Source organism: Vibrio sp. 10N.222.55.A1, assembly GCF_041473835.1.
Taxonomy (GTDB): domain Bacteria; phylum Pseudomonadota; class Gammaproteobacteria; order Enterobacterales; family Vibrionaceae; genus Vibrio; species Vibrio crassostreae_C.
Genome location: NZ_JBFRSX010000019.1, coordinates 1 through 25845 on the forward strand (window position 1 = coordinate 1; position 25845 = coordinate 25845).

Sequence of the window (25845 nt, forward strand, 5' to 3'; positions counted from 1 at the left end):
TGTTGCTGTTGCTGTTGCTTCTGAGCCTGTTCGACAATCTCTAGGTTCTTCTTCGCATAAGCATGTTCAGGGTTGCTTTCAAGAATACGTTGATACTCTTGGATCGCTTGGTCGTACTTACCTTGTTGGGCTTGAGCGTTAGCAAGGTTGTAGCGAGCATCTTCACTAGAAAGCTCTTGCAGCGTCTGCTCTGCGGCTTCGAAATCACCGGCTTTGTATTGAGCAATGCCTTTCCACTCTTGTTGGGTGAACTGTTCAGCAGCTTGTTGGAAGTCCTCGTCCTGATACAGCTGATAGCCTACTTGATCATTGGTTTTCCACGGGTTCGCAAACGCAGTATTTGGTTGGCTAAAAGAGATAACTCCAGCTAAGGCACACCAAATAACCCCTTTCCTGAATAATCCAAGTGCCGGAAGTAATAGCAAAGGCAGTAACCAGAAACCGTTGTTCACTCTGGTGTTGAGTGAGTTCTTGGTCTTGGTTACTTCCGATGTTGTTGCAACGCGGTCGAGGTAGCTCGCGATGTGTTCAACATCTGAGTTATCAAATTGAACTTCAGTGAACGTGCCACCATAGCGGCGTGTAAGCTCGCGCATGTTCTTCAAGTTGGTTCTTGCCACCACGGTTTGTCCTGAGTCGCTTTGCAGCATCGACCCCGTAGGTAACGAGATTGGCGCACCGTTTTCACTCCCTACAGCTAGAATCGACAATGTCCAATCGTTGCCAGAGAGTAGGGAGTCGATCTGCTTCTTCTCTTGGTCATCGATGTCATCAGCAATCAATACCAAATCACCTTGGTAGATCTTCGCGCGAGTCATCATATCAATCGCAAGCTTAACGGCTGATGCGGCATCACCACCTTGATAAGGCATGATATCTGGCGATAGGTTAGGCACTAGGTTTTTGATGGTGTTGATGTCTGACGTTAGCGGGCTAATGGTGTAAGCATCCCCAGCATACGCCACCATGCCTGTTAGCCCTTCCTTCCATAATGAAAGCAGATCAAGAGCCTTGTATCGCGCTTGAGTTAAGCGATTCGGCTTAATATCGGTGGCATACATTGACATCGACATGTCCATGATCACAACTCGTGCCTGCGTTTTTTCAAAGCTTGGTTGTTCGTTTTTCTCGAAGCTTGGCCCAGCTAACGCAATAACGCCGACCAGCCACCAAATACCGAAGTAAGTACTGCGATTTTTCGATGGCTTGCTTGATTCTGGCGCCAAGTAACGGGCGATGTGTGACGCGAGTAATCCTTGTTTGGACTGTGTCTTGCTCAGCCACCAAATAGCGGGCAGCACGGCAAGCGCCAAGAACCAATATGGGTAGATAAAAGTAAAGTTAGACATTGTTTCTCCTAATGGCTAACAGCATAAATGCGAAGAACATTGCCGCCGACAGTGGCCATACAAACCACTCTTGTTGCGGTCGCCAGATCTTAGTGGCGTTCGTCACGGGCTCTAACTGGTTAATGGTGTCGTAAATCGTCGCTAACTCTTTGCTGTCACGCGCTCGGAAGTACTGACCGCCGGTGCGTTTGGCAATTTCTATTAGTGTACGTTCATCCAAGTCTTGAGCAGTATTGACTTTGCGCGTCATGAAGAACTCTTTGACCATCATCTCGCCTGCACCGACACCCACGGTGTAAATCGTTGCGTCGTATTTCTTTGCAATATCCGCCGCTTCTAATGGGTCTAATACCCCGGCGGTATTACTGCCGTCGCTGAGTAGAATCATTACACGTTGGGGTGCATCGCTATCGACAAAGGTTTTGGTGGCAAGACCAATACCATCACCAATCGCTGTTTGAGTACCAATCAGCTTTAACACCGCTTGATTGAGCTGTTGTGAAAGCGTATCTCTATCTAGCGTAAGCGGGGTCTGCAAGTAGGCGTGATCAGCAAATAACACCAGTCCAACTCGGTCGCCTTTTCGTCGCTCAATAAAGTCACTCAATACGCGTTTCACCGCCGATAAGCGGTCGATGTACTCGCCATTGAATTGCATGTCCTCTTGGCTCATGGAGTAGGAGAGGTCGACAACTAACATTAAATCACGATGCTTCGGCTGAAACTCCACCGGTTCGCCATACCATACAGGGCGTGCGCTCGCCGTAACCAGCAGAAGCCAGATAATCACGGACAACGCCTTTGGTAAGCGACTGCTCGGTGTTTTGGTATTGCTGTCTTCTGGCAGAAATGGAAGCCTTAGGGCATTGCTCGATTCTGACTTTGGTGAGAACAAGTAAACGAGCAACGGCAGTGGCGCGATGAAGAACATCCACCACCAAACGAACTCGATGTTTAGCAAGTCCCTGCTTAGAAACATAGTGCTTAGAAAATCACTCATAACGACCTCGCTTTGGAGGAAGTGCTTTGCGAAGCCAAGTTTCGCAATCATTAACCAATTGCTGTTGAGCCTTTTTCTGTTCGTCGTTCATTAGGGCTACATCTTGATAGAGCGCTTGTTGCCACTGGGATTGTTTTGCTACAAATAACGGCTTCGCCAATTGCGCATCTAAGAACTTCAACCAATCATCACCAGACAAACCTGCAATTTTTTCACGAGGGAAATAGCTCAGTGCTGCTTGACGAACGATGTCTTGAGCTTTGCTCAGAGACAAGCCATCTTGGGACTGACTATTACTAAAGTAAGACAGCGCTTCTTGTTTCGCCTGTTGATTGTTTTTTCTACGTTTTAGAATGAAAAACACCAAAGCAATCAGGAAAATGGCTGTGATAATGACTGCCCACCAACCCCACGCCAAAGGCCACCAAGTCGGGGCGTCTGGCGCAATCACCGGACTTAAATCTAAGGGCTGTTTCATGACTGAGCTCCTGATATCTGGCCCATGAGTGACTGCGCACTCGACAGCGAGCTATAAGGTATCGCGAGAGATAACCCCATCTGTTGCAGCTGCTGTTTCTTAAGCGAAAAAGCATGGTTAAGCTTTTGCTTTTCTTTATTAGAAGAGAAATTAAACCATTGAGTTTTGCTGCCATCGGTGACCTGTTTAGAGCCTTTATAGGTGGTTTCACCTTGCTCTAGCGGGTCGTAGAAATGCACAAGACGTACTCTGTTGTGTCGGCGAATTTGACTGATAAGTGAGTAGTCACTTTCTTGGTAACGCACAAAGTCACTGAGCATAATAATATCGCTTCCTTTAGGGCAAAGCTGGTGCAGAGATTTCAGTCCATGCTCTAAGGTCGTGTCATTATGATTGTCGTGATTAGTCAGTGCCGTATTATTGATTTCTATGACTTTTTGCAAAATACGCAGTGGAGCATGGTTGCTTGCACTTGGCTTAATCTCAATGACCTCTTTGCCAGTATCGATCACCGCGCCAATTCGATCTTTTTGAGCCACAGTAAGCCAGCACAGTTGGCTAGCAAAGTGTGCAAGTTGAACCGATTTCAGCAACAAGGTTGAGCCGAAAATCATGCTGCTTGATAAATCTAAATACAAGATGACAGGTTGTTCTCTCTCTTCAGAGAACAGCTTAGTATGCGCTTTGCCTGTTCTTGCGGTTACTCGCCAGTCAATGCTGCGTATGTCATCACCCGCTTGATATTGACGAACTTCAGAGAAATTCATCCCGCGACCTTTACGGTTGCTCTCGTGTTGGCCGTTAAGCTGTGACCAAAGGCTCTTGGCGGGAGGCAACCAGCGAACAGACTGCGCTTTGTATTGCAGCAGCTCATCCAGATTTAACGTGACGCCGTCACTATGGTTGGGTAGTTGATTATTCATGCGCGTATCCCTATGCGCTGCCAACCAATGAAATAAGGTGTGCGATCACTTGGTTTGCGGTGACACCTTCAGCTTGTGCGTGGTAGCTGCGCAGTAGACGGTGGCGTAACACAGGGAATGCCATCGCTTGAACGTCTTGTGGCGTGACGTAATCTCGTCCTGCAAGCCAAGCGTGAGCGCGGGCACAACGGTCTAACGCAATGGTTGCACGCGGGCTGACACCCATGTCTAACCATTGATCAAGTTGGTCACTGTATTGCTTAGGTTGGCGAGTCGCCATAACCAGTCTGATGATGTACTGCTCAATGGTGTCTGCCATGTGAATGTTGAGCACTTCTTGGCGCGCTTCAAAGATCGTTTGCTGAGATATCTGTTGTGGCTGAGCTGATTCGTTACCTTGAGCCTCACCACGGTTGAGTCGTAAGATCTCAAGCTCGCTTTCCATATCTGGGTATTCAACCTCTAGGTGAAGCAAGAATCGGTCTAACTGAGCTTCCGGTAGCGGGTAAGTCCCTTCTTGTTCAATTGGGTTCTGTGTTGCCATTACCAAGAACAACTCAGGCAGCGCATAGGTTTTTCGACCGGCAGTTACTTGTTTCTCTGCCATTGCTTCCAGCATTGCCGCTTGAACTTTCGCCGGAGCTCGGTTGATCTCATCCGCTAGAATCAGCGAGTTGAAAATCGGGCCTGATTGGAAAGTGAACTCCCCAGTCTCAGGACGGAAGATGTCGGTACCCGTCAAATCAGCAGGTAACAGATCGGGAGTGAATTGAATGCGGTGGAAGTGACCCTCAACACAATCAGCCAATGATTTTACTGCGCGAGTTTTTGCTAAGCCGGGAGGTCCTTCAACGAGGATATGACCATCCGCTAAAAGGGCGATCATCAGTTGCTTAACGAGCTCTTTTTGACCAATGATTTGAGACTCTAGATAGTTTTGAAGGACTTCGAAATTTGTTTTGTGCATTTTGGACTCTCTGGGTATCCATTTGATTTTTATTTTGAGTATTGGTCACTGATTTCGAGGAAAAAGTTCCAGTACATTTGCGTAATTTATTTTTTCAAAATTGGAAATATTTACAAGTGGTTAGCTAAAAAAATCGTTAGGTTGTGATTATTACTATATCAATTGGTTTTTATATACAAAAGCTCGGCGGTGGGGAGTGGTTTGAGTTCGGTTGGGTCTCAGGGGGCGAGAACTAAAATTGACTCTCGACAATGCGGTATTTGCTTAGTTAATTCATGCTCAAGGTGAATATTTCTAATTGTTACATCATATTTGCAGTTTTTTGAGAAGAAAGTATCTAGTTTTATTGGTTGTGGCCGATACATCACTCAGATTGTGCATTGCTTGTTGGAGTGCACTAAAAAAGTCCTGTTCAGGGTATACCAATAACGAGCGATTCTTTTTAAAGGTCCAAATATGTTTAAAACTAACTCTCTGAGTATCAAGCAAAAAGTTGTACTTGGAATTACCTTTGCGGTTCTTGCATCGACAGTGATTGTCGGCGTAATGGCACAACAACAAGCAAGAGATGTATTAAGTCATCGATTGATCGATATTGAACTTCCAGGAATGCTAGAGCGAATCAATGGTGAAATTGACCGAGAAGTCTCTCAGCTATTACTAGCGGCGGAGCAAATTGCTTCAAATGAATTTATTTCTGATGCTATCGAATCGACCGATCGCGATCCCGCACTAGAAAATAAACTGGTGAAACAGCTGAACAATGTTCGTAACCAGTATCAGTTGAACGATGCCTCAGTGGCGAACCGTCAAACTGCTTACTACTGGAACCAAAATGGCTTCCTACGTCAGTTAAACCAACAGCAAGATGGTTGGTTCTTTGGCTTTACGCAATCTGGACAGCCGACCATGGTGAGCATGTTCCAAGAAGCCAATGGCGAAGTGAAGATGTTTGCTAACTACCAACAGCCTTCTGGTTTGGCTATGTCTGGTCTATCAAAGTCGATGGATGACATGGTTAACCTGCTGAACGGTTTCAAGATTGAAAATACCGGTTTTGTCTTCTTAACCGATAGCCAAGGTGATGTTCAAATTCACCGTGAGCGTTCTCGCAGTGACTCTTCACTTCAACAACTTTACGGTCCTCAAGCAAGCCAACTACTGAACAAGTCGGGCTTCAACCTGATTACTACAGAAAGCCAAGGCCAAGAGCTGTTCGTGGCGAGCTTGTATGTGTCTTCAATGGACTGGTTCGTTATTGGTGTGGTACCAACCGGTGAAGTGTTTGCTGAGCTTGATGCGACTGCGCAGAAGATGCTGATCATGACTGCGGTTGTGGCGTTAGTCTTTATCCTAATGGGCGTAGTTCTGGCGAACAGCATTACTCAACCGATCAAGCTTTTGGCTAAGCGTTTCGGCGACTTAGGTGAAGGCGACGGTGACCTTGCACAGCGTATCGAAGTGAAAGGCAACGATGAAATTGCACAGCTTTCAAAAGGCTTCAACGGATTCATTGAAAAGATTCACGAGTCGATGAAAGAGGTGTGTTCGACAAGCCAAGCGCTTCAAGTGGCGGCAGAGAGTGTTTCTAACAAAGCCCACATCACCCACGACAACAGCCAAGAACAGCGCGACCAAACGCTTCAAGTGGTGGCTGCCATTAACCAAATGGGTATGACCATCAGCGAGATTGCATCGAACGCGGCAACCGCAGCAGAAACGGCAACTCAAGCTTCAGGCAATACGGAAGTAGGCCGCTCTGTGGTGAACAAAGCAAAAGACGCGATCAGTCGTTTGGCGCAAGATATTGAAAGCACGGGTCAGGTAGTAGAGCAACTGGCTTCTACAACTCAAGACATCGGCTCTATTCTGGGTGTTATCCGTGATATTTCAGAGCAAACTAACTTACTCGCATTAAACGCTGCAATTGAAGCCGCCCGTGCTGGTGAGCAAGGTCGTGGTTTTGCGGTTGTAGCGGATGAAGTACGTAACCTAGCAAGCCGTACCGCAGATTCAACGGAAGAGATTCAAAAGATGATCAACCAACTGCAAAGCGATGCTAAAGATGCGGTTACGGCAATGAGTGCGGGTAAGGTGATTACCCTTGAAGGTGTATCGGCTTCGGATGAAGCGGTAGACGTGCTGAGTGGCATTTCAGACCGTATCGTTGATATCACAGACCGTAACACTCAAGTGGCAACGGCAACGGAAGAGCAATCAACCGTAGTTCACACCATCAACCAGAACATTGAAGAGATTAACGCAATCAACGAAGTGACAACGGGCACGGCTGAGCAACTTGCTGAAGCGAGCCAAGAGCTTCGTGATCTATCGTCTCGTCTAGATAAGATGGTTGGTTCATTTAAGCTTTAATTCTTTCAAGCTGTAACATGACTTAGAAAGGGATATAGACGAAGATCTGGGGTCATTTCATCGTGAATCCGGCTCTTTTTATTAGTGCGCTAATTTGCCTCTAACTGCCTTTAGCTTGATCTGGTTTCGGGCTTTGCACTCAATCGCCCTAGCATCATAGGGCGTAAATGAGTAAAATCTGGTTAGGTTTAATATTTAGGTAAGTATCATGAGCGATTTTGAAAAAGAACTAGAGCAGATGACTCAAGAGATGGGCGATGAGCCTGAGGTGAAACTGCCATCACTTGAAGAGCAAAAAGCAATTGTTGCTGAGTTCAAGCGACTAGAGGCGGAAGGCAAACTGACTCCTGAAGTGTTAGAGAAGCATTTTGGCCAGTTCAACAAACAGAATGATACGCCAATTCACTAAGTTGATTTAGACAGGTTTCATGTCTGAAAGAAGTGATATTAGCGGTTGGGTTCATAGCCTAACTAACAGATAAAGGTCTAGCGCTTGCTAGACCTTTTTTATTGCCGCTAGCGAAAGACCGAGTGGCTGACTCATGAACTATTCAATGTAAGTGAAACTCGTATCCAACACATAAAAATATCCAGCACATAAAAAAATCCCCCTTACTGAGTAAGAGGGATTTGATATGGGCAAGTTATATCCTAAAAGGCTAAGCGATTAGTCTGTGCCGTATTCTTTGTACAAACGACGACATGCGCGGCCATCGCTGTGGAACAGGTGACAACGGTGCGCTGGAATACCAATCGCCAACTTGTCACCTGATTCGATTTTCAACGTGTCTGGCTGGCGATAGATAACATCAGCATCGGCACTTTCAAGGTTTAGGTAAACCTGAGTTTCGTTACCTAGTTTCTCTACCATCATCACGTCAGCTTCAATCGTCGCGTCACCTGATTCAGCAGACATCAAGTGTTCAGGGCGAATACCCAGAGACATACGATCGCCAGCATTGACAGTCGTACCATCAACAGGGATCCAGAAAGTCATGCCATTAGAAAGTTGTACCAATACGCGTTCTGCTTCAGCTTGTTCAATGTGTACCGACATGAAGTTCATCTTCGGTGAGCCAATAAAGCCAGCAACGAAACGGTTTTGAGGGTAGTGGTAAAGGTCAAGCGGCTTACCGACTTGAGATACATAACCACCATCCAGAACAACGATCTTATCCGCCATTGTCATCGCTTCCACTTGGTCGTGGGTAACGTAGATCATGGTACAACCCAGTTGACGCTGTAGCTTGGTGATTTGCGAACGCATTTGAACACGTAGCGCGGCATCTAGGTTTGATAAAGGCTCATCAAGTAGGAATACGTTTGGTTGAGAAACCAGAGTACGACCAATCGCAACACGTTGACGTTGACCACCAGAAAGCGCTTTAGGTTGGCGCTCAAGAAGGTGACCAAGCTGAAGGATTTCTGCAGCATGTTCAACGCGTTTGTCGATCTCAGCTTTATTTGCGTTTGCTAGCTTAAGACCGAAAGACATGTTGTCGTATAGGTTAAGGTGAGGGTAAAGCGCATAAGACTGGAATACCATACCTACGCCACGCTTTGACGGTTCAACGTCATTCATGCGTTGGTCGCCAATGTACAAATCACCAGACGTAATGTCTTCTAGACCTGCGATACAACGTAATAGCGTCGATTTACCACAACCTGATGGTCCAACGAATACTACGAATTCACCTTCGTTGATGTCTAAGGTTACGTCCTTAGAAATCTGTACATCACCATATGATTTATAAACGTTTTTTAACGTGACACTCGCCATCTAGCTTGTCCTCGATCGATCAAATTTTAAGTTTTACTGCTTATCATTATAAGAAATTTTTGGGTCAGCAGTAACTGTAGGAATTGGTAAGTATTGAGTGAGTAAGAAAAAAGTGGGTGAGACTTGGCTTCTTTAACCAAGCCCACCCGTCATAGCCAAACTGATGCCCATTTCCCCCACATCCAGCTAAACCTCCCCCGTGATTCAATCACAGATTTAGCTCGATGCTAATATAAGACACCAGCGGGCAGTGAAGCCAACTAAATGAATAATGCGTCAACGCATAACACTTGCCGGTAAAGGGTTCTTACTATCCACTCTTGGATGAATGCAGTTTCGGTGAATTGGCGTAAGGGTACATCCTCCTAATGGAAAATTAACTAGGGGGAGTAGGAGGGGAGGAGTAGATAAATGGGGTTATTAATAATTGGCGATCCAGTTCAAATAAATCCACCGCGTAACGGTGATGTTGATCACGATGAGTATACGTTTTGTGATTGCAGTCTCTAATCTGACCGGATGGCGATCACGAATTTAAGCCATAATAGCTAGGGCGTAGTGGCTAGGATGATGAGCTAGGGTCTGTTTTCTCAGATCATAACCTCCGAAAACTGGCTCGTCTTGGTAGATGTGCCCTACGTATAAATATAAAAAGGATATTCACATGAAAAACGCTCTAAGCGCTGTAGCTCTAGGTACAATAGTTGCTCTGGGTTCTTTTGGTGCAAATGCTGCTATCGAAGAAGGACAACTAACAATCTGGGTAGGTGGTGACAAAGCTTATGAAGGCATGGCTGAAGTAGGTAAACGCTTCGAAGAAGATACTGGTGTTAAAGTAACCGTCGCTTTCCCTGACAAGCTAGAAGAAAAATTCCCTCAAGTAGCAGCAGCTGGCGATGGCCCAGACATGATCTTCTACGCACATGACCGTTTTGGCGGCTATGCAGAAGCGGGACTTCTTGTTGATATCAAACCTTCTAAAGAAACTAAAGAAGGTATCGTAGACTTCGCATGGGATGCTGTTTCATACGAAGGTAAAACAATCGCATACCCTGTTGCTGTTGAGTCAGTTTCTCTAATTTATAACAAAGCGCTTGTTCCTAACCCACCTAAGTCTTGGGAAGAAATCCCAACACTTGATGCTGAACTTAAAAAAGACGGCAAGAAAGCGATCATGTGGCCTCTACGTGGCGGCGCTTACTTCACATGGCCTCTACTTGCAGCTGACGGCGGTTACGCATTCAAACAGACTGCAGAAGGTTACGACATTAAAGATGCGGGCGTAGCGACTGATGGTGTTCAGAAGTCTCTAGGTTTCATCGAGAAGATGGTACAAGACAAGGTTATCTCTGCAGACATGGATTACTCAGTTGCTGAGTCTGAATTTGTTGCGGGTAACGTTGCAATGACAATCAACGGCCCTTGGGGTTGGGAAAACATCAAGAAAGCTGGCGTAGATTACGGCGTAACAACACTACCTAAGTTCAACGGTAAAGCGTCTAAACCTTTCGTTGGTGTATGGGCAGGTGGTATCAGCACTGCGTCTCCAAACCGCGACCTAGCTGTTGAGTTCATGGAAAACTACCTACTAACAGATGAAGGTATGAAGAGCCTGAACGACGACAAGCCACTAGGCGCTGTTGCTCTTAACTCTTTCCAACGTCAACTAGACAGCGATACTCGTATTGCAGCAACAATGGACAACGCGATGAACGGTGAAATCATGCCTAACATCCCTCAGTTCACAACATTCTGGTACAGCATGGAAGAAGCGATCGGCAACGTAGTTGACGGCCGTCAATCAGTAGACCAAGCACTAAAAGCTGCTGAAGGTCGTATGGTTAAGTAACACCCAGGCACTACCTTTTAAGGAGAGGGTAACCTCTCCTTACTTTTCTATTTTTTATCTATATCGCTAGCAGGTTCCTCTATGCAGTCAGTTCAAGGTACAGATGCTATCCCAGCACCATCAAGCCTTCCAGGCAGTAAAAGCGTCTTCATTAAATGGGGGTTGCTTGGTAGCGTTGGCTTAATAAACGGCTACGCTACAATTCTAATGTATTCTCGCGGTGAGCTCGCTTTTGCGCTGCTTACAGTGATCTTAACGGCTTTGGCACTTTACATTTTTGGTAGTAAAAAAACTTACGCCCACCGTTATATTTACCCAGGTATTGCCGGAATGATCTTGTTCATTCTTTTCCCATTGGCATACACCGTAGGGCTTGCGTTTACTAACTACAGCGCGAAAAACCAACTTTCTCTAGAGCGTACTCAAACCGTTCTTTTAGACCGTTCTTTCCAAAGCGGTGAGAGCTACCCATTTACTTTGTACAAGACAGATGACGGTCACCAGATCGTTGTAAAAGATGGCGATCAACTGTTAGCGACTGACGTATTTTCTCTAGACAATATGACAGAAACAGAGATGGACCTATCTGTTATTGAGTCTGCGCAAGGTGAAAAAGAGAAGATCAAAGCGATCATTCAAAACCGAGCAGCAATCAGTGGTGTTGATTTCATTCTACCTGACGGTGGTGACATCCGCATGAGTGGCTTACGTAAGTTTGCTTCTGTTGCTCCGCTTTACACGCTACAAGACGATGAAGAAACGTTAATCAACAATGAAACGGGTGAAGTTCTCAAGCCAAATATGGATGTGGGTTTCTACCAGCCTGTTGATGCAAATGGTGAGTTTACGGGTAATACCATCTCTCCAGGTTTCGTGGTTAGCATTGGTACGCATAACTTTGAGCGTGTATGGAAAGATGACGGCATTAAAGAACCGTTTATCAGCATCTTTATTTGGACGGTTATCTTCTCGGTATGTACCGTAGCGTTCACGCTAGTTATCGGCCTTGTATTGGCTAACATCGTGCAATGGGAAGAGTTGAAAGGTCGTTCTATTTATCGTGTTCTACTGATTCTGCCTTACGCCGTACCCGCGTTTATCTCGATTCTTATCTTTAAGGGTCTATTCAACCAAAGCTTTGGTGAGATCAACATGGTGCTCGAGAATATCTTCGGCTTAAGCCCGAACTGGTTCTCAGACCCTATCTTAGCGAAAACCATGGTGTTGATGGTTAACACATGGCTAGGTTTCCCTTACATGATGATTCTATGTATGGGTCTGCTTAAAGCGATTCCTGATGATTTATACGAAGCGTCAGCAATCGATGGTGCGAACTTCCTTGATAACTTCAAGCGCATTACGTTCCCATTGATGATTAAACCGCTTACACCGCTATTGATTGCAGCGTTTGCCTTTAACTTCAACAACTTCGTAATGATTCAACTATTGACGAACGGTGGCCCGAACATGATTGGTACTTCTGAGCCAGCGGGTTACACAGATTTGCTTGTAAGCTACACGTACCGAATTGCATTCGAAGGCGGCGGCGGTCAAGACTTCGGTCTAGCAAGTGCTATCGCAACGCTTATCTTCCTATTGGTTGGTGCACTAGCGTTACTAAACCTTCGTTTCACTAAACTGTCTCAAGATTAAGGAGCACGACAATGGCTATGGTACAAGGTAAAGGCCTTAAATACCGAGTGTGGGCAACGCATGCAGTGTTGTGGTGCTTCTTGGCAATGATTATCTTCCCACTACTGATGATCATCGCGATCTCGTTCCGTGAAGGTAACTTCGCAACCGGTAGTTTGATTCCAGATAACCCATCATTGGAACACTGGAAGTTAGCATTGGGTATGTCAGTAACGAACGCAGATGGCTCGGTAACGTCACCTCCGTTCCCTGTGCTAACTTGGTTATGGAACTCAGTGAAGGTTGCAGGTATCACATCGATTCTGATTGTGACACTGTCTACGACATCGGCTTACGCGTTCGCTCGTATGCGCTTTAAAGGTAAGAACACAATCCTGAAAGCGATGATGATTTTCCAAATGTTCCCAGCAGTATTGGCTCTAGTAGCAATCTACGCGCTGTTTGACAAACTTGGTCAATACATTCCGTTCTTAGGCTTGAACACACACGGTGGTCTAATCTTCTCTTACCTAGGTGGTATTGCACTGCACGTATGGACGATTAAGGGTTACTTTGAGACGATTGATAACTCTCTGGAAGAGGCAGCAGCCCTTGATGGTGCAACGCCTTGGCAAGCATTCAGACTGGTTCTACTACCGCTGTCTGTGCCAATCCTAGCGGTTGTGTTTATCTTATCTTTCATCGCGACAGTGGGTGAGGTGCCAGTAGCGTCTATCCTACTTACAGATGTGAACTCTTACACGCTAGCAGTAGGTATGCAGCAGTACCTATACCCTCAGAACTACCTATGGGGTGACTTTGCGGCAGCGGCTGTACTATCAGCACTTCCGATTACTATCGTGTTCTTACTTGCTCAACGTTGGTTAGTTGGTGGTTTGACGGCAGGTGGTGTAAAAGGATAAGCTGTACTCTATAAGAAAGAAAAAGAGCGACCGTTAGGTCGCTCTATATTGGCATTTTTATTACATCATTTGGTTTGGCCGCCGATCAGTAATAAAAATAACCCTCAGGTTACGCATAGCTGGCTACTAATCAGGTTCCTTACGCTATTAATGATTAGTGGTTTTTGTAACTCTAACCCAGGTATTTACTTGGGTTTTTTTATGCCTGCTACTTTTTGTTTTTTGTGTCAGCGTTACTCGTTAACTATCGCGCTCATATCTACTTTAAAACCCAAAGTTTCGAGTTACTTCTCTCCTAAATACCGACCACTTCATTTTGGTTACTTGTAGAAATGAACTAGTCTCACAAATCAGACACTCAGTATAAGTGGCTGTTGTACTATTGATATGTTGTGAATATTCCAATGCGTGATACTTCAATGATTTGTATGCAACAAAACCTGAAATTGCACTGAAAATGTATGGGTAAGCGAGAGGTAGTTACAGAATATTCAAGTGACATTCATGAGGGTTATGGAGGTAGGTTTATTTATGCTTCTGGTTTTTGGTGGGACTTAGAAGTTAGAACTCTTTACTAGAAGGAGCACAACCTAAGTGTTGCAATAGCACATAGATGCTTTCTTGATCGAGTGCCACGCGACGAAATAGATCGGCAAATGTCGGATCTCCACCGAAACACGTTTGGATATAGTGGTTGATTTCATTGCTGTCGTAGCCTTCGACGTACAAAGTTCTAACCCATTGGTACTCAACAGCCTTTAAATTGTTCAGTGTAGACTCGCTAAGAGTGGGGCGTATGACGCTCAAGAGTGGCTCCAAGAAATTCAAATGCATCTATTATGATTGGCGGTATTTAATCAGAGCAAAATGACGACTTTATTACAGTCAAAATAAATCAGTGAACAAGTGCCGATTCATTTCAACCTTTGGCTGGGTATCACGCTCTTATCGTCTGTATTGGGTGTGCAGCGGATTTGGCTGTGTAGAGCACGAAGGTATCAAATAGATCAATGCCAAGCAGGCGCTTGGCATTGTAATAAGGTTTTGTAGGGGGAGGGCAGCTGGTGGACCTTACTTAAGGTACTTCACGTGAGCTTCCATCTCTTCACCAATCTGTTTTCGCATGTTCATTAGGCGAATAGCCGAATCTCGTAATTCGATGTCTTCTGGCGTCTCTGGTATCCACTCTGGCACTTTAGTCGGATTACCATTCTCATCGACAGCGACCATAATAACGATACAGTGAGTTGTTAGGCGGTTATTGAGCTCTTTAGGGTCGCTTGCTTGCACGTCGATAGCGATATGCATTGAAGATGAACCTGTGTAAATGACCTTTGCACTTACTTCCACAAGGTTGCCTACATGAATTGGGGCAACGAATCGAATTCCGCCTGCATAGGCTGTTATACAGTATTTACCGCTCCAACCTGCGGAACAAGCGTAGGCTGCTAAATCGATCCACTTCATTGCTGCACCACCATGAACTTTACCACCAAAGTTCACATCCCCGGGTTCAGCTAAAAAACGCAGAGTAACGTCTCGTTTACCATCTTGTCGGCTATTGCTACTGCTCATCTATCTTCCTTCATTATTATTTTGCTGCGTAACATGCTTGTTACTTGCTAGTAACAATATACTTAAGATGACATAAGTTAAAGCGGATAATCTCATGGTTAAGACTATTTTTTTCAAACAGATGATCAGTTGATGAATATTGGTGCTTAAAGGCGTATCAGGCGAATGGCAAACATGGATGAAGTGATATCAAGCAAGAGAATAGAAATACTGATTAAGTCACTAGATAGGTCGATTGCAAAAAAAACACCTAGCGTAATGCTAGGTGTTTCTAAGCCGTGTGGTACTCATGTCGGTACTTTTTTGTGTTAGCCAACCAACCGCTGTTGATTTGGTTTAGTTAAAGTGGCTGTATCTCAGATACCACTAAAGTGGTAGTGATTATTGTTTTCTTATCAGCTCACTTTTACTGTTTTAAAAAGTATAGATCCTTCGCGTAGATATTTCCTTTCGGATTATTGTTTGGGAAGCCTTTTAGTGTATTTCGCACTAATCGTGTGTGATTGTAATGATATAAAGGTATAACTGCTGAAGAATAGTTGAGTAACGACTCATCGTGCTGATATAAAGTAAAGCGTTTAGACTAATCTTCCGTTTTACTCGCTTGCTGTAAGGGCTCATCATAGTATGGATTACAGTAGCCACTCTCATTTGCTGTGTGAAACGTGAGTTTGAATTTTTACCCTAATGTGAGCGTTGGGTAATGCGTTTAGCTTTGTTGAGGGAGAGGAGCCTCAAGCCTTGGTTTTCTTCTGATTTGAGCAAGGATGACACCTGAAATCACCATCACACCACCAATGATGTGGAACTGGTTAATCTCTTCGCCAAGCCATGTAGCGGCTAATACGATCGCTACAACCGGAAGCAAGTTCATGAACATCGCGCTTGAGTCAGCACCAATGGTGTCAATCGCTTTCACCCACATCCAAGGCGCTAAAATCGAAGCGGCAACCGCTGCGTAAGCTATCAATGGGAGCGCTTGTTGCGGTGGTAAAAGTTGTTCGCTGGTAAGCCAAAGTGGCGTAAGCATCGCGACAGCAAACAGACCCTGAATGTAAATCACCACCCAGCTACTGATTGGCATTTTCCAGCGTTTCAGTAGTACACAGTACGAAGCATAAACAAAGGCTGCAATTAGCATATAGCCATCGCCTTGAGTCAATTCTTGATGCATGAAGAATAACGGATCGCCTTTACCTAACATCAGGGCTAAGCCTGACAGCGACAATACACCACCCACAATACTCAAACTAGAAATCGACTTGTGCAGCAAAGGGACGCTTAAAAATACACTGATCAACGGGACTAAAGACGTGATCAATGCCATGTTGGAAGCGGTTGTGGTTAAGCCGGCGTAGTAACCTAGAGATTGATTCAACACCATGCCTAAAAAGCCGAGGAACGCTAATTTCGATAAGTTTGGCTTAATGACAGCCCACTGTTTCATCACTGGGCGAATACAGAAAGGCGTGAGAATTAACATCGCAAAAAACCAGCGGTAAAAACTCATTGCGCTAGGTTCTATGGTGCTTGCAGCAAGCTTGTTGACGATTGCATTGGCGCCCCAGATACAGACTGTAAAAAATGGTAATAGGTAATGCATGTGAATTCCGTGGCGAATGAGTTGGTGCGGCTAGTTTGACAGGTCGTTATACTTACAAGTATCTTTAGAAAGACATTAAGCGCGATAGGAAGACAAGTTTGAAAAAACACTCCAGAAACCTTCATCCATCCTTATTAATTGATAAGGCACCATCCAACGTATTTATGAATTTTGAAGCGTTTCTTTCGAACACTGAAACCCGAGTTCATAGCCACTCATGGGGACAGGTTCAATTGATCAGTGGTGGTATATTAGAGATGGAAGCGGAAAGCACTCGATTTCTAGCGCCACCACATCTAGCGATTTGGGTACCGGCCGGGGTGATGCATTGCAGTTATAACCGTAAGCCTTTGGACTACTGTTCACTAAATATCGCCCCAGAACTCACGCAACACCTGCCAGATAAAACCAGCCTTATAAAGATCACGCCGATTGTGTCTTCTATTATCGATGATTTTCGCGATCGTGGGATCAATGTTGCGGAAACCGAGCAAGACCAAAGGCTCGTTCAGGTACTGCTTGACCAACTTGCGCAGCGTGAGGTTGAACACCACTTCTTGCCTTCAACCGATAATAAGTATCTAGCGCCTATATTGGCTTCTGTTGAAGAGAACCCAACCGATGAAGTGACGCTGAAAGATTGGGCTGAACGTGTCCACACCACGGAAAGAACCCTTTCTCGCCACTGCCAGACCGAGCTTGGAATGAGCTTTACCGAGTGGCGACTGCGAGTGCGCTACCTATACTCAATGGACTTGTTGAGAAACGGCCAATCGGTTAAAGAGGTCGCTCTTACATTGGGTTATAACCAAGCAAGCCCATTTATCACCATGTTCAAACGTTACGCGAACCAAACGCCAGAGCAGTATAAGAACCGTTTGTTGTAGCTCGGTCTTGTTGCCAAAAGAACGGATGTTTGCGCTAGTTAGTGCGTAGATAGACCACAAGTGAATAGATAGACCATAAGTGAATACGTGCAGTATGAGCTTATGGAATCGCCCCTAACAGCCCATATATTTCGCTCTGTTGTTCGGTGACATCCTCATAGTGTTGGTTCAATAGAGCACTGTTGCTGCTCACTTTGAACAGTATGTACGTTTCTCCGTCGACCTCGAACCAATTGAAGGTTCCATGCTGGTTATACGTGGTCATTGTTTTGTTTATCTTCATGAGATATACATTAGCAGCGCAAGACATGCAGACGTACATAAGCCAAAGAAAGAAAAGAAAAACCACGAGCCTAATACTGTTTTTTCTTTTCCTACCTCTTCATTACTTTGCTGCCAACCAAGTTCACGAACCTGATCCTTGGTAAGGTTTAAGTCTAGTTTCTCGATGTATCTGTTAAGTTCGTCATTGTGCACTGAGCTAAGCATGTTCTATCTCCTCTAACCATTTGATTGGTATTTTAGGGGAGCCCAGTGTTTGGTTAAATTAGATATTTTTCAACAGGCGTTAAGGTAAATAGAACATATGGAATAACAAAAAACCTCCGTGGTGGAGGTTTTGGTTGAAAGTGTTTTAGTTGATGGTTATCGCGATGTATTTGTTGTTAGATTCCACCTGTATTAATACACAATCTAATACCCAGTCAACTCCATATAGCCAGACCCAGAATGAGAACCTTTGATTTCAATTGGCCCTTCCCAATAAGGAACCGACAGCGGCATTTTGGCATTTGGATTGAGTGCCGAGACGGTCAGTTCTATTTGCTGGCTTGGAATCGAAACTTGCCACTCTGTTGGGTAGTCACGCCCGTCGATTTTAGTTTGCTTGATGGCGGTTAAGCTGATGTCTTGCTGCTTAATCGCGATGCCGGAGCCATCTTGATTCATCAACCTCGCATGAGAATAGCTGGCTTTGCCTGTAGTTGAGTTTCGAAGTTGAAATACCACCAAGCTGGTTTCATCACTCAGCTTTAGCGCAAACCAATCCCAACCTTGTTGCGAGTCGAGTAAAAACTGCGAGCTCCATTCTCTGTCTATCCAACCTTTGCCGGAAACTTGATGGGTGACGCCATCAATAGTTACCTCGCCCGATACATTGATGAATGGTTGGCTGTAGTAATAGGAAGCCACTTTGCCATCGCTACTTTTAGTGCTGTAGCCTTGTTCGCCTTGCTTTTGATAAGGCGCGTTGTTGGTTAACTTAAGCGAGTATCCAAATTGACTCGAGTTAGCGACCAATGTAGCTGGGAACAGGTCATCGGTCGTCGACGTCCATTGCCAATCATCGAGATAGACCCGAAACGGTGAAGTGCTGACACCCGCAAGTTCAGCTTGGTCACGTGACCATTTTTCATCGGCATAGTGTTTGTCTTTAGTGGTGACAGCACTGTGCGCCATGTAGATTTGCTGGCTTTGCCACGTGGTTTCCTTGGTGCTATTGCCACTTTCCTGTGGTGCAGCCGCAAAGCGGAACTGTGTCCATTGTACGCCCAGAGCATTACCATTCTCATCAATCAAGTTTGCGGTTAAATACCACCATTCATGACGAAAATCAGGGTGTGCTTGATGGTCGACAGGAAAGGTGATGTCGATACCTTTTACTACCGGTGTGAATTGATCAGTCTCTTTTTGTGTTTCATCGTCGGTTTGTTTTCCAGTGCCCAGTATCGAACCCATATTTTGAGCTGATGGTTGAGTGGACTCCTCACACCCTAAAAGGAGTAAGATGCCAAGTGTGAGAACGAAAACTCTCATTGATCGATTCATCACAACACCTCACTTTGCAAGCTGGATACCACGGGTTTACTGACCAAACGCCACAGTGGAATCAAGGTCGCAATCACCGCCACTAAAATGGTGATGGTTGCGATGCTGAGTGCGTCACTCCAATTCCATACATAATTTAAACTCCAACCAAAGGCGCGTAGGGTAACGATGTCCGTCAACACATAACCGACCATAGCGCCGAGTGGTAAGGCGATAACCAGAGTGAAGGCGACCAGAACTACGATTTGCCCGACCACCATCGCCATCAATTTTTGCTGACTAACACCGAGCGCGTACAACCTTGCAATAGCGGCTTTGCGTGCATCGAGCAACATGAAACAGGCGCAGAACAACCCAATCACCGCCACCATTAAAGTGACGCCATTAAGCGCCCGAGTGATAGCAAAGGTTTGTGAGAAGATCTCTAAAGCGATCGATTTGATCTGTGCTTGATCGTAAAGCTGACTTGGGTGCAGATTGAGTTGTTGGCGTAGCTGTTCGTACACCACTTGTGGGTCGCCAGAGACCTTGATTCCCAAGCTGGTGGGTAAGTCAGTAAATCCGCTTTCGAGCCATAGATTAGGCGCAAGCAACACTTCGCCATTCGGTGAGCCGTAATCGTGGAAAATCGCCCCGACGATGAGTGTTTTGTCTTGGATCGCGTCGAGTTTGAGTTGGCTTCCAAGGGACAAGCCGAGCTTCACCGCCGTAGGTTCGCTGATTGCCACGAACTCACCTTGGTAAAAGCGCGTCCAGAAGTCATTAAGGTAGGATTGGAACACCATGGTTTGCTCAAGTGTGTCTTTGTCTTTGGTGCCGAGCAAAGTAGGTAAGCCCTGCAAGTTATCGTCGACATAATATTGCTTATAAACGGTTTCAACATTTTCAAACTGCTCTAACGCACGTTCCACATTCGCGATTTCACCTTGAGCAGGGCTAACGTAAATATCGGCATGTAAGCGCTGTTCAAGCCATTGCTTTAACGTGGATTCAAAGCTGCCGACTAAGGTATTCATTCCCATGTTAGCGGTGACGGCGAGAAGCAACGCCATCATGGCAAGTGAGAGAGGGGAGATAAGTTCACGCAGCTCAGCGAACAGATATTGTATTAACCCCGATTGGGTACGTTTTTCGCTCCAGTTCGCTAGCACGCTGAGTGTTTTGGGCAAATACAAAGGAATCGACACCACTAACACACCGAGCCATGCCATGGTGAAGCGATGATGTTCGCTCAGCCATAACCCTGCTAACGCGACAATGGTTAATACTGACCCGATAACAAACAGCTGATTTTCGTTAGACGTTTCCGGCGCTTGATAGAAACCGCCATGGGAAGAGAGGGGTTGTCGCACTCGCTGTTTAAAGTGCTGCCAACACGCGACAAGCGTTGCGGCTAGCGTGAGTAGCAGTGCCTGCACTAACCGTTGCCACTGCCATGTGCCGGGAAGCAGTGTTGCACCATAAAGTTGCTCAAGCGTTATTGCGACGGTGGGATGTAGCCAATGGCTGAGTTGAATGCCGAGAATGAAACCAAGCGACGCGCCCAGTGTGACTAAAACAGTCAGCTCGACTAACAGAGCTGAAAATACGATGCTTGGCGCAATCCCAGCTTGTTGAATTTGTACCAACAGCCGATTACGTTTCAGCAAACTGTACTTCACACCGTTGTAAGCGATGAACAGGCCAACCAAAAACGCCAACAAACTCATGGCGGTGAGGTTAAGGTGAAAGCTATCGGTAATTGAGCCGAGATCCGTGCTTTGGTTGTTGGATATCCATTGCCCTTGCTCGCCAATAAGGCTTTGCCATTTATCCTGAGCATTGCTGTTAGTGTCGCTCTTAGTGTCAAAAATAGCGATGTAGCTCAGTTGCCCTTGCTTGTTAAGCAGTTGCTGAGCGAACCCAATATCCATCAACATTCGGCTACCTAGCTGCCATTCATCTGGTAGCACTACCACTTGAATGAGCACTTCATCCAAAGTGAGTGTGTCTACTCCTCCCAAGTTCTGGTGCTGCGACTGGCTCATCATCACAATGGGTTCACCCGCTAAGAGTTGCGGCAAAGGTAAGGCATTGTCGAACAGGGAAATGTTTGGTTCTTTGGTTTGAGTGTTGCTTTGTTCGTCGACGCGAGCGTGACGAGATCTTGAAGTGAGGGCGGCGATCAACTCACTGCCTTGAACTGACCAACGTCGACCTTGCTCGTCTCTTACTCGCCCTTCAATAACAGGTAGCGCTGCGCTTAATCCACTTTGTCTTAAGCTGAAGTAGAGCGATTCCGGCAAATAGTTTTGCCCTGCTGGTGGAATGATAAGGTTCTGCGCTTGAGCGCTAAGTTGCTCGGTCGATTCTGCATAACTGCGCTTGGCATTGAGGTTGATGGCTTGCACTGCGACAAACAAGGTGACCGCTAACACAATGCCGATCAGAATCGCTGCGGCTTGCAATGGTGATTGACGATAGTGCGCCGCGAATAGATTCAGAGTCAGTTTGGTATGGGTGAGCTGGTTCTGAGCAAAGCCAGTTTGCTTCATTGAATGACTCACAACGTTGCTGCTCTTGGGGTTAGATCTACGTTCCTTAAACAACCATCGTCTAACACCAATTTTGTCTGCATAAAGCTGGCGCATTCTGGGCTGTGCGTAACCAAAAGCACGGCAGTGTTGCCTTGTGTAGTGATTTCACTCAGCAGCTTCATTACCTCAATGCCTGCTTTGTGGTCGAGGTTGCCTGTGGGTTCATCGGCAAGCAGTAGTTTGGGTTTATGGGCAAGCGCACGCGCTATTGCCACCCGTTGTTGCTGACCGCCAGAGAGTGCGGATACGTGCCTTTCGAGTAGCTCACTGATGCCCAATGCATCAACTAAATAATCGCACCAGTCGCTCCATTTCTGTTGATTTAAATGAAGAGGGAAGGCGATGTTTTGTTTTACGTTGAGTGGGGTCAATAAGTTGAACTGTTGAAAGATAACGCCCAATTTTTGATGACGAAATCGGCTCCATTGTGGATCTTTCCAATTTGATGTGTTCTCGCCATCAAGCCACAATTCTCCACCGGATAGAGGTTCAAACCCCGCAATGATGTTAAGCAGAGTACTCTTTCCACTGCCACTCACCCCTGTTAAAGCCACGCTTGCGCTTGTCGCCAAAGCGAAGTCGACATTTTCCAGCACGTGATGGGTATCGTTGCCATCAACAAAGCTTTTGCTGGCATGTGTAAGTGTGACAATTGGGCTTTCCATTTCCTTTCCTTATAACCAAAACCTACCATCAAAAGGTGTCGTTACTTGTGGCAATTACTGAAGCGACAAGCTCTATAAAACTGTAGACAACAATTTGAAAAAGAAAGCGATTTATATCGAATAATTAATAACTTGTACTGCGAAAAGAGAGAAATAGATCAGTGTGAGGAGGAATACAGGTGTTTGTGGGAGCTTAGAGTCACCTCAGAGGCTTTTGGATTTTTCGTCAGACGGTTCGTGCTGTTTCTCTAGTTTGTTCCTGTTCCATTCTTCTAATGCTGTTCATTGTGAATCCTCGCGTTGTATCTCGGGGGAAATTATACCTATCTAGCAGCACTCAAATAACTCTGATCTAGTTGCAATCTTGCACGGTAGCTCTTGAACATATCACTATGTAGAAAAGTTTATACTGGAGGTGCTGAAAACTCGAAAATAGCATAAGAGATTTTAATGAAGTAAGAAATTTTAGTAGAATCAATCTACTACGAAGTGGGATGAAGATTTTACATTCGGTATGGAAATTATCTGTTAGGTAAATTTAGATGAATGAACATTATGTTATCGAGCTATTTCAACGAGTTTTAGATCAAGCAATATGGTGCGGAAGTGATGAATTAAGAAAGCAAGGTTGGTGTATTACTTCCGAAACTTTAGAAAATGAACTGTTTGATTACATACGGGAACATGAGCTAAGTGAAGTTCAAGCAATAGAAGAGCTATTGACTGAGCGCTTTGAATCATTATTACAAGTTGAGTTAGAAAGAGAAACTCGACTATTGATCCCACCTTACAGTGACATGTTAATCGAATCTATCAAATCGTTTAATTTAGGTTTTTATAATATTTGTATACCGAGTTTATTTAGTATCATCGAATCAGCGTTAATGCATCTTGCAAACAAAGGTGAATACAATAATATTCGCTACGTTTCTGGAATTAGAAAAAGAGAAAGTTCTGAAGTTTTACACTTAGGTCTAAAGAGTAAGCTTTTTCAGATCGCAAACACAACTGAGGAACTGTTTTCACCGATGCGGTTCGATGCTAGTGAATGCGACATTACTTTAAATAGACATGTTTCAGCCCATGGTCGCAGAGAGAGCTCGTACAATAAAACTGATTGCTTGAAATTATTTCTGCTTTTAGCATCCATAAAATCTTGTTACTCAAATTAAACATTTCTAAAAACAGTGACAGGCTGATTTTTAACTCATAGTACTTTACCAACTATGAGTTAGCCTTTGCAGCTCATTCATCCAATATCAACCGTTTTGCTCAGTACAGATGTGGTGTTGGAAGATGGGAACGACAACGACCTAACCACGCTCTAAGCGTCGTTAAGTCGTTATTGGTTGAGGTCAGGGGTTAATTGAGTGCTTCGATCAGAGTGATTTCGCGTTTGATCTGCTTACTCTCTTGCTCAGTCGCCTGCGCCAGTTTCTTTTCGCGTGTGGTTATGGCTGCTTGTTTGGCTTCGTCAGATTTGAACATCAGTTCTTTTACGTTGATAGAAGCGATGTTTGTGTAGCGGCCATCGTCACTGGTTGGGATTGATATGGTTTTATCATTAATCAATGATTTTACGATCTCACGCTGTTCATTGTAACGACTCTCTAAACCAGAAAGTGCCCATCGTTGTTGAGGCTTACCCTCATACTGGCCGTTCTTTTCTTCTTTAAGATACTTGATAGTCATGTTACGAATCGTGCCTGCTTCTTCTCCATACTCTGCTTCCGTATCAAAGAGTACAGGGAATGATTCACCTTCTAGCACGCCGCCTTTCTTGGTTAGATGACCCATTCGATAGCTATTCATACCAATACGGATCTCTGTTTGATCAGTAACCGGTGTGCCATCAGCAAACGCGAGGTTGGTGATGCGGGTACCTGCAGGTTGAGTGAGGTCGATGGTATAAGTCACGCCCGCGAAGAAGTCATTGGTCGAATATTTTGAAGCTCTACGTTCAGGGTTAAAGCTGTAGGTCACATCGCCAGGTTGTACTGAGTTGAAGTAGCCTGCAGACCATTCCATGTAGGTTCTCAGCTCTTTGCCTGTCATCTGATAGACAGTGATTTCGCCACCTGCGTATTGGTAGTTGTACGCGATGTCTTTGGCTTTGATTGGGCCAACATCGAGCTCTGCATTGTCGTTGTCTATTTGAAGTGCAATGACATTGGCTTTGGGTGCATAGAAGAAGCTCGCTTCTTGGAATAGCGCACTGATGCCTGTGTCTTGAACATGGACTTGAGGGATACCGCGGATTTCGTTTTCTGGGACTAAATCAACGCCGGTAAGTTGAGCGACAGGTCTGTTCGCCATTTCTCGGAGTTGTTTGTGGTAAGGCTGGTATAACTCATCCATATTCTCATCAGAGTCGATACCTTTAATTTTATAGGTGAAGCTGTCTTTGTTGACGAGAGTGAATGTGCCATCGCGCTCTTCAAATTGAAGATCGATACGAGATAGGGCGCGGCCATATCTGTCGGGTTCAGTAATAATAACGCCATTTACAACGGCTTTATCGATGCGAGTGTGCATGTGGCCAGCGACGATGGCATCAAGCTCTGGGTTTGCATTGGCAATGTCGGTGACACCGGTGTCGGCAATGTCATTCTCGTTCTCAATTCCCATATGGGCAACCAATATGATGGCATCCACTTTATCATCAATCTCTTTGACGATTTTCTTCACTTCCAAGGTTGGATTAGTGAAAGTGACGCCTTCTAAACGGTTGGTACCTTGCGCAAAGACCTCCGTCATTGGGGTATCCATTCCGATCACGCCGATCTTAATGCTACCGCGTTCTAGGATGGTGTAACCAGGCAGGAATGGGTTTCCGTTTTTGTTCTTGATGTTGCCACCGAGAGACTGCCCTTTAAATTGGGTAACGGCCCTGTTGAGGGTTTTGAGGCCAAAGTCGAATTCGTGGTTACCTAAAACCCACACATCGTATTTCATGTGATTAAAGCCAAGCATCATTGGATCAACGGGCTCGTCTTTGAAGGTTTCTACGAAGTTGCCTTGGATGGTATCGCCAGCGTCGACAAGGATAATGTTAGATTGCTCTTTGCGGATCTCACCAACTTTGGTCGCGATTTGGCTCAAGCTACCACGAGTGTTGAGTTTATCTGCCGCGTAATCCCACGCCATGAAATGACCGTGGATATCTGAAGTACCCAGTATCGTGACATCGTGTATATCGCCATCAGCTGCAAAGGTGGGAAAGGCTAGAGAGAGTAGGATGGCGCTTGATAGTATGTGTCTTTTCATAAGTATGTTCACATCGTGGTTTTAAGTATGACGCTACCATATAGAATCGAGGTTGTTTTATGGGTGATCAGTATCATATTTCTAATGATATAACTAATTGATGTTTCAAATAAATGTGATTCATGACCATCTCGTAACCACTTAAGTTATGGAGAAATGCACCACAACTCT

The 25845-nt window shown here is 45.2% G+C and carries 22 protein-coding genes and 1 pseudogene; 7 read left to right on the top strand and 16 right to left on the bottom strand.

Features of this window, described 5'->3' with window-relative positions:
- The 5 genes from AB4493_RS05420 to AB4493_RS05440 form a co-directional block, all read right to left on the bottom strand.
- Positions 1 to 1349, bottom strand: a 1349-nt coding sequence (locus tag AB4493_RS05420; RefSeq protein WP_102428539.1) for a VWA domain-containing protein, incomplete at its 3' end; no start/stop codon positions are given.
- A complete protein-coding gene (locus AB4493_RS05425; protein WP_017065686.1) occupies positions 1342 to 2349 on the bottom strand; it encodes a VWA domain-containing protein in 1008 nt (335 codons plus the stop codon). The genes AB4493_RS05420 and AB4493_RS05425, both read right to left, overlap by 8 nt.
- Positions 2342 to 2827: a DUF4381 domain-containing protein gene (locus AB4493_RS05430; RefSeq protein ID WP_372154633.1), complete on the bottom strand. Its 486-nt coding sequence runs from the start codon at positions 2825 to 2827 to the stop codon at positions 2342 to 2344. Before AB4493_RS05430 ends, AB4493_RS05425 begins: the two co-directional genes overlap by 8 nt.
- Positions 2824 to 3750 (bottom strand): DUF58 domain-containing protein, encoded by a 927-nt coding sequence (locus AB4493_RS05435; RefSeq protein WP_372154634.1) that lies wholly within the window; start codon positions 3748 to 3750, stop codon positions 2824 to 2826. The genes AB4493_RS05430 and AB4493_RS05435 overlap by 4 nt, the downstream gene beginning before the upstream one ends.
- Positions 3751 to 3760: 10 nt before the next feature.
- The gene (locus AB4493_RS05440; RefSeq protein ID WP_017064262.1) at positions 3761 to 4717 is read right to left on the bottom strand and encodes a MoxR family ATPase; all 957 of its coding nucleotides are present in this window, start codon (positions 4715 to 4717) and stop codon (positions 3761 to 3763) included.
- Positions 4718 to 5173: 456 nt separating this feature from the next.
- Here AB4493_RS05440 and AB4493_RS05445 point away from each other — a divergent pair, with 456 nt between their 5' ends.
- The gene (locus AB4493_RS05445; RefSeq protein WP_372154635.1) at positions 5174 to 7090 is read left to right on the top strand and encodes a methyl-accepting chemotaxis protein; all 1917 of its coding nucleotides are present in this window, start codon (positions 5174 to 5176) and stop codon (positions 7088 to 7090) included.
- A gap of 208 nt (positions 7091 to 7298) precedes the next feature.
- Positions 7299 to 7499, top strand: a complete 201-nt coding sequence (locus tag AB4493_RS05450; RefSeq protein WP_010431457.1) for a hypothetical protein — start codon at positions 7299 to 7301, stop codon at positions 7497 to 7499.
- A gap of 258 nt (positions 7500 to 7757) precedes the next feature.
- On the opposite strand, the gene malK is transcribed toward AB4493_RS05450, so the two are convergent.
- Positions 7758 to 8870, bottom strand: coding sequence for a maltose/maltodextrin ABC transporter ATP-binding protein MalK (gene malK, locus AB4493_RS05455; protein ID WP_017060047.1), 1113 nt, complete (start codon positions 8868 to 8870; stop codon positions 7758 to 7760).
- 664 nt (positions 8871 to 9534) lie between these two features.
- Between malK and malE the strand changes: the two genes are divergently transcribed.
- The 3 genes from malE to malG all read left to right on the top strand — a co-directional run bounded on the left by malE (position 9535) and on the right by malG (position 13274).
- Positions 9535 to 10719, top strand: a complete 1185-nt coding sequence (gene malE, locus AB4493_RS05460; RefSeq protein ID WP_372154636.1) for a maltose/maltodextrin ABC transporter substrate-binding protein MalE — start codon at positions 9535 to 9537, stop codon at positions 10717 to 10719.
- 81 nt (positions 10720 to 10800) lie between these two features.
- Positions 10801 to 12372: a maltose ABC transporter permease MalF gene (gene malF, locus AB4493_RS05465; protein ID WP_372154637.1), complete on the top strand. Its 1572-nt coding sequence runs from the start codon at positions 10801 to 10803 to the stop codon at positions 12370 to 12372.
- Between the two features lie 11 nt (positions 12373 to 12383).
- Complete coding sequence (malG, locus tag AB4493_RS05470) at positions 12384 to 13274, top strand: maltose ABC transporter permease MalG (protein ID WP_017060050.1); 891 nt, start codon at positions 12384 to 12386, stop codon at positions 13272 to 13274.
- Positions 13275 to 13835: 561 nt separating this feature from the next.
- Here the strand turns inward: malG and AB4493_RS05475 are convergent.
- The 4 genes and pseudogenes from AB4493_RS05475 to AB4493_RS05490 form a co-directional block, all read right to left on the bottom strand.
- On the bottom strand, positions 13836 to 14108 hold the full coding sequence (locus AB4493_RS05475) for a hypothetical protein (protein ID WP_019822928.1): 273 nt from the start codon (positions 14106 to 14108) through the stop codon (positions 13836 to 13838).
- Between the two features lie 237 nt (positions 14109 to 14345).
- Positions 14346 to 14849 carry an acyl-CoA thioesterase gene (locus AB4493_RS05480; protein ID WP_019822926.1) on the bottom strand — a complete coding sequence of 168 codons (504 nt, stop codon included), beginning with the start codon at positions 14847 to 14849 and terminating at the stop codon, positions 14346 to 14348.
- Between the two features lie 406 nt (positions 14850 to 15255).
- Positions 15256 to 15510: pseudogene (locus AB4493_RS05485) on the bottom strand (peptide ABC transporter substrate-binding protein); the annotation flags it as partial.
- A 48-nt stretch (positions 15511 to 15558) separates the two neighbouring features.
- The gene (locus AB4493_RS05490; RefSeq protein WP_017064264.1) at positions 15559 to 16452 is read right to left on the bottom strand and encodes a DMT family transporter; all 894 of its coding nucleotides are present in this window, start codon (positions 16450 to 16452) and stop codon (positions 15559 to 15561) included.
- Between the two features lie 98 nt (positions 16453 to 16550).
- Between AB4493_RS05490 and AB4493_RS05495 the strand changes: the two genes are divergently transcribed.
- Entirely contained in the window at positions 16551 to 17339 is a 789-nt protein-coding gene (locus tag AB4493_RS05495; protein ID WP_029235520.1) for a helix-turn-helix domain-containing protein, read from the top strand.
- 100 nt (positions 17340 to 17439) lie between these two features.
- Here the strand turns inward: AB4493_RS05495 and AB4493_RS05500 are convergent, their stop codons facing one another.
- The 5 genes from AB4493_RS05500 to AB4493_RS05520 form a co-directional block, all read right to left on the bottom strand.
- Complete coding sequence (locus AB4493_RS05500; protein ID WP_065583542.1) at positions 17440 to 17622, bottom strand: hypothetical protein; 183 nt, start codon at positions 17620 to 17622, stop codon at positions 17440 to 17442.
- Positions 17619 to 17828 (bottom strand): hypothetical protein, encoded by a 210-nt coding sequence (locus tag AB4493_RS05505; RefSeq protein ID WP_048609786.1) that lies wholly within the window; start codon positions 17826 to 17828, stop codon positions 17619 to 17621. Before AB4493_RS05505 ends, AB4493_RS05500 begins: the two co-directional genes overlap by 4 nt.
- 204 nt (positions 17829 to 18032) lie before the next feature.
- Positions 18033 to 19166, bottom strand: a complete 1134-nt coding sequence (locus AB4493_RS05510; protein WP_372154638.1) for a lipocalin-like domain-containing protein — start codon at positions 19164 to 19166, stop codon at positions 18033 to 18035.
- The gene (locus AB4493_RS05515; RefSeq protein ID WP_372154659.1) at positions 19166 to 21700 is read right to left on the bottom strand and encodes an FtsX-like permease family protein; all 2535 of its coding nucleotides are present in this window, start codon (positions 21698 to 21700) and stop codon (positions 19166 to 19168) included. Before AB4493_RS05515 ends, AB4493_RS05510 begins: the two co-directional genes overlap by 1 nt.
- Before the next feature lie 8 nt (positions 21701 to 21708).
- Complete coding sequence (locus tag AB4493_RS05520; RefSeq protein WP_372154639.1) at positions 21709 to 22407, bottom strand: ABC transporter ATP-binding protein; 699 nt, start codon at positions 22405 to 22407, stop codon at positions 21709 to 21711.
- Between the two features lie 542 nt (positions 22408 to 22949).
- On the opposite strand from AB4493_RS05520, the gene AB4493_RS05525 reads away from it, so the two are divergent.
- Positions 22950 to 23579: a hypothetical protein gene (locus tag AB4493_RS05525; protein ID WP_372154640.1), complete on the top strand. Its 630-nt coding sequence runs from the start codon at positions 22950 to 22952 to the stop codon at positions 23577 to 23579.
- 190 nt (positions 23580 to 23769) lie between these two features.
- On the opposite strand, the gene AB4493_RS05530 is transcribed toward AB4493_RS05525, so the two are convergent.
- Positions 23770 to 25674: a bifunctional UDP-sugar hydrolase/5'-nucleotidase gene (locus AB4493_RS05530; protein WP_102321296.1), complete on the bottom strand. Its 1905-nt coding sequence runs from the start codon at positions 25672 to 25674 to the stop codon at positions 23770 to 23772.
- Positions 25675 to 25845 lie beyond the last annotated feature (171 nt).

What these genes read in the sequence shown, in the direction of transcription:
- AB4493_RS05425 (WP_017065686.1), bottom strand. Translation starts at nt 2,349, where the DNA reads ATGAGTGATTTTCTAAGCACTATGTTTCTAAGCAGGGACTTGCTAAAC.
- AB4493_RS05430 (WP_372154633.1), bottom strand. Translation starts at nt 2,827, where the DNA reads ATGAAACAGCCCTTAGATTTAAGTCCGGTGATTGCGCCAGACGCCCCG.
- AB4493_RS05435 (WP_372154634.1), bottom strand. Translation starts at nt 3,750, where the DNA reads ATGAATAATCAACTACCCAACCATAGTGACGGCGTCACGTTAAATCTG.
- AB4493_RS05440 (WP_017064262.1), bottom strand. Translation starts at nt 4,717, where the DNA reads ATGCACAAAACAAATTTCGAAGTCCTTCAAAACTATCTAGAGTCTCAA.
- AB4493_RS05445 (WP_372154635.1), top strand. Translation starts at nt 5,174, where the DNA reads ATGTTTAAAACTAACTCTCTGAGTATCAAGCAAAAAGTTGTACTTGGA.
- AB4493_RS05450 (WP_010431457.1), top strand. Translation starts at nt 7,299, where the DNA reads ATGAGCGATTTTGAAAAAGAACTAGAGCAGATGACTCAAGAGATGGGC.
- malK (WP_017060047.1), bottom strand. Translation starts at nt 8,870, where the DNA reads ATGGCGAGTGTCACGTTAAAAAACGTTTATAAATCATATGGTGATGTA.
- malE (WP_372154636.1), top strand. Translation starts at nt 9,535, where the DNA reads ATGAAAAACGCTCTAAGCGCTGTAGCTCTAGGTACAATAGTTGCTCTG.
- malF (WP_372154637.1), top strand. Translation starts at nt 10,801, where the DNA reads ATGCAGTCAGTTCAAGGTACAGATGCTATCCCAGCACCATCAAGCCTT.
- malG (WP_017060050.1), top strand. Translation starts at nt 12,384, where the DNA reads ATGGCTATGGTACAAGGTAAAGGCCTTAAATACCGAGTGTGGGCAACG.
- AB4493_RS05475 (WP_019822928.1), bottom strand. Translation starts at nt 14,108, where the DNA reads ATGCATTTGAATTTCTTGGAGCCACTCTTGAGCGTCATACGCCCCACT.
- AB4493_RS05480 (WP_019822926.1), bottom strand. Translation starts at nt 14,849, where the DNA reads ATGAGCAGTAGCAATAGCCGACAAGATGGTAAACGAGACGTTACTCTG.
- AB4493_RS05490 (WP_017064264.1), bottom strand. Translation starts at nt 16,452, where the DNA reads ATGCATTACCTATTACCATTTTTTACAGTCTGTATCTGGGGCGCCAAT.
- AB4493_RS05500 (WP_065583542.1), bottom strand. Translation starts at nt 17,622, where the DNA reads ATGAAGATAAACAAAACAATGACCACGTATAACCAGCATGGAACCTTC.
- AB4493_RS05505 (WP_048609786.1), bottom strand. Translation starts at nt 17,828, where the DNA reads ATGCTTAGCTCAGTGCACAATGACGAACTTAACAGATACATCGAGAAA.
- AB4493_RS05510 (WP_372154638.1), bottom strand. Translation starts at nt 19,166, where the DNA reads ATGAATCGATCAATGAGAGTTTTCGTTCTCACACTTGGCATCTTACTC.
- AB4493_RS05515 (WP_372154659.1), bottom strand. Translation starts at nt 21,700, where the DNA reads ATGAAGCAAACTGGCTTTGCTCAGAACCAGCTCACCCATACCAAACTG.
- AB4493_RS05520 (WP_372154639.1), bottom strand. Translation starts at nt 22,407, where the DNA reads ATGGAAAGCCCAATTGTCACACTTACACATGCCAGCAAAAGCTTTGTT.
- AB4493_RS05525 (WP_372154640.1), top strand. Translation starts at nt 22,950, where the DNA reads ATGAATGAACATTATGTTATCGAGCTATTTCAACGAGTTTTAGATCAA.
- AB4493_RS05530 (WP_102321296.1), bottom strand. Translation starts at nt 25,674, where the DNA reads ATGAAAAGACACATACTATCAAGCGCCATCCTACTCTCTCTAGCCTTT.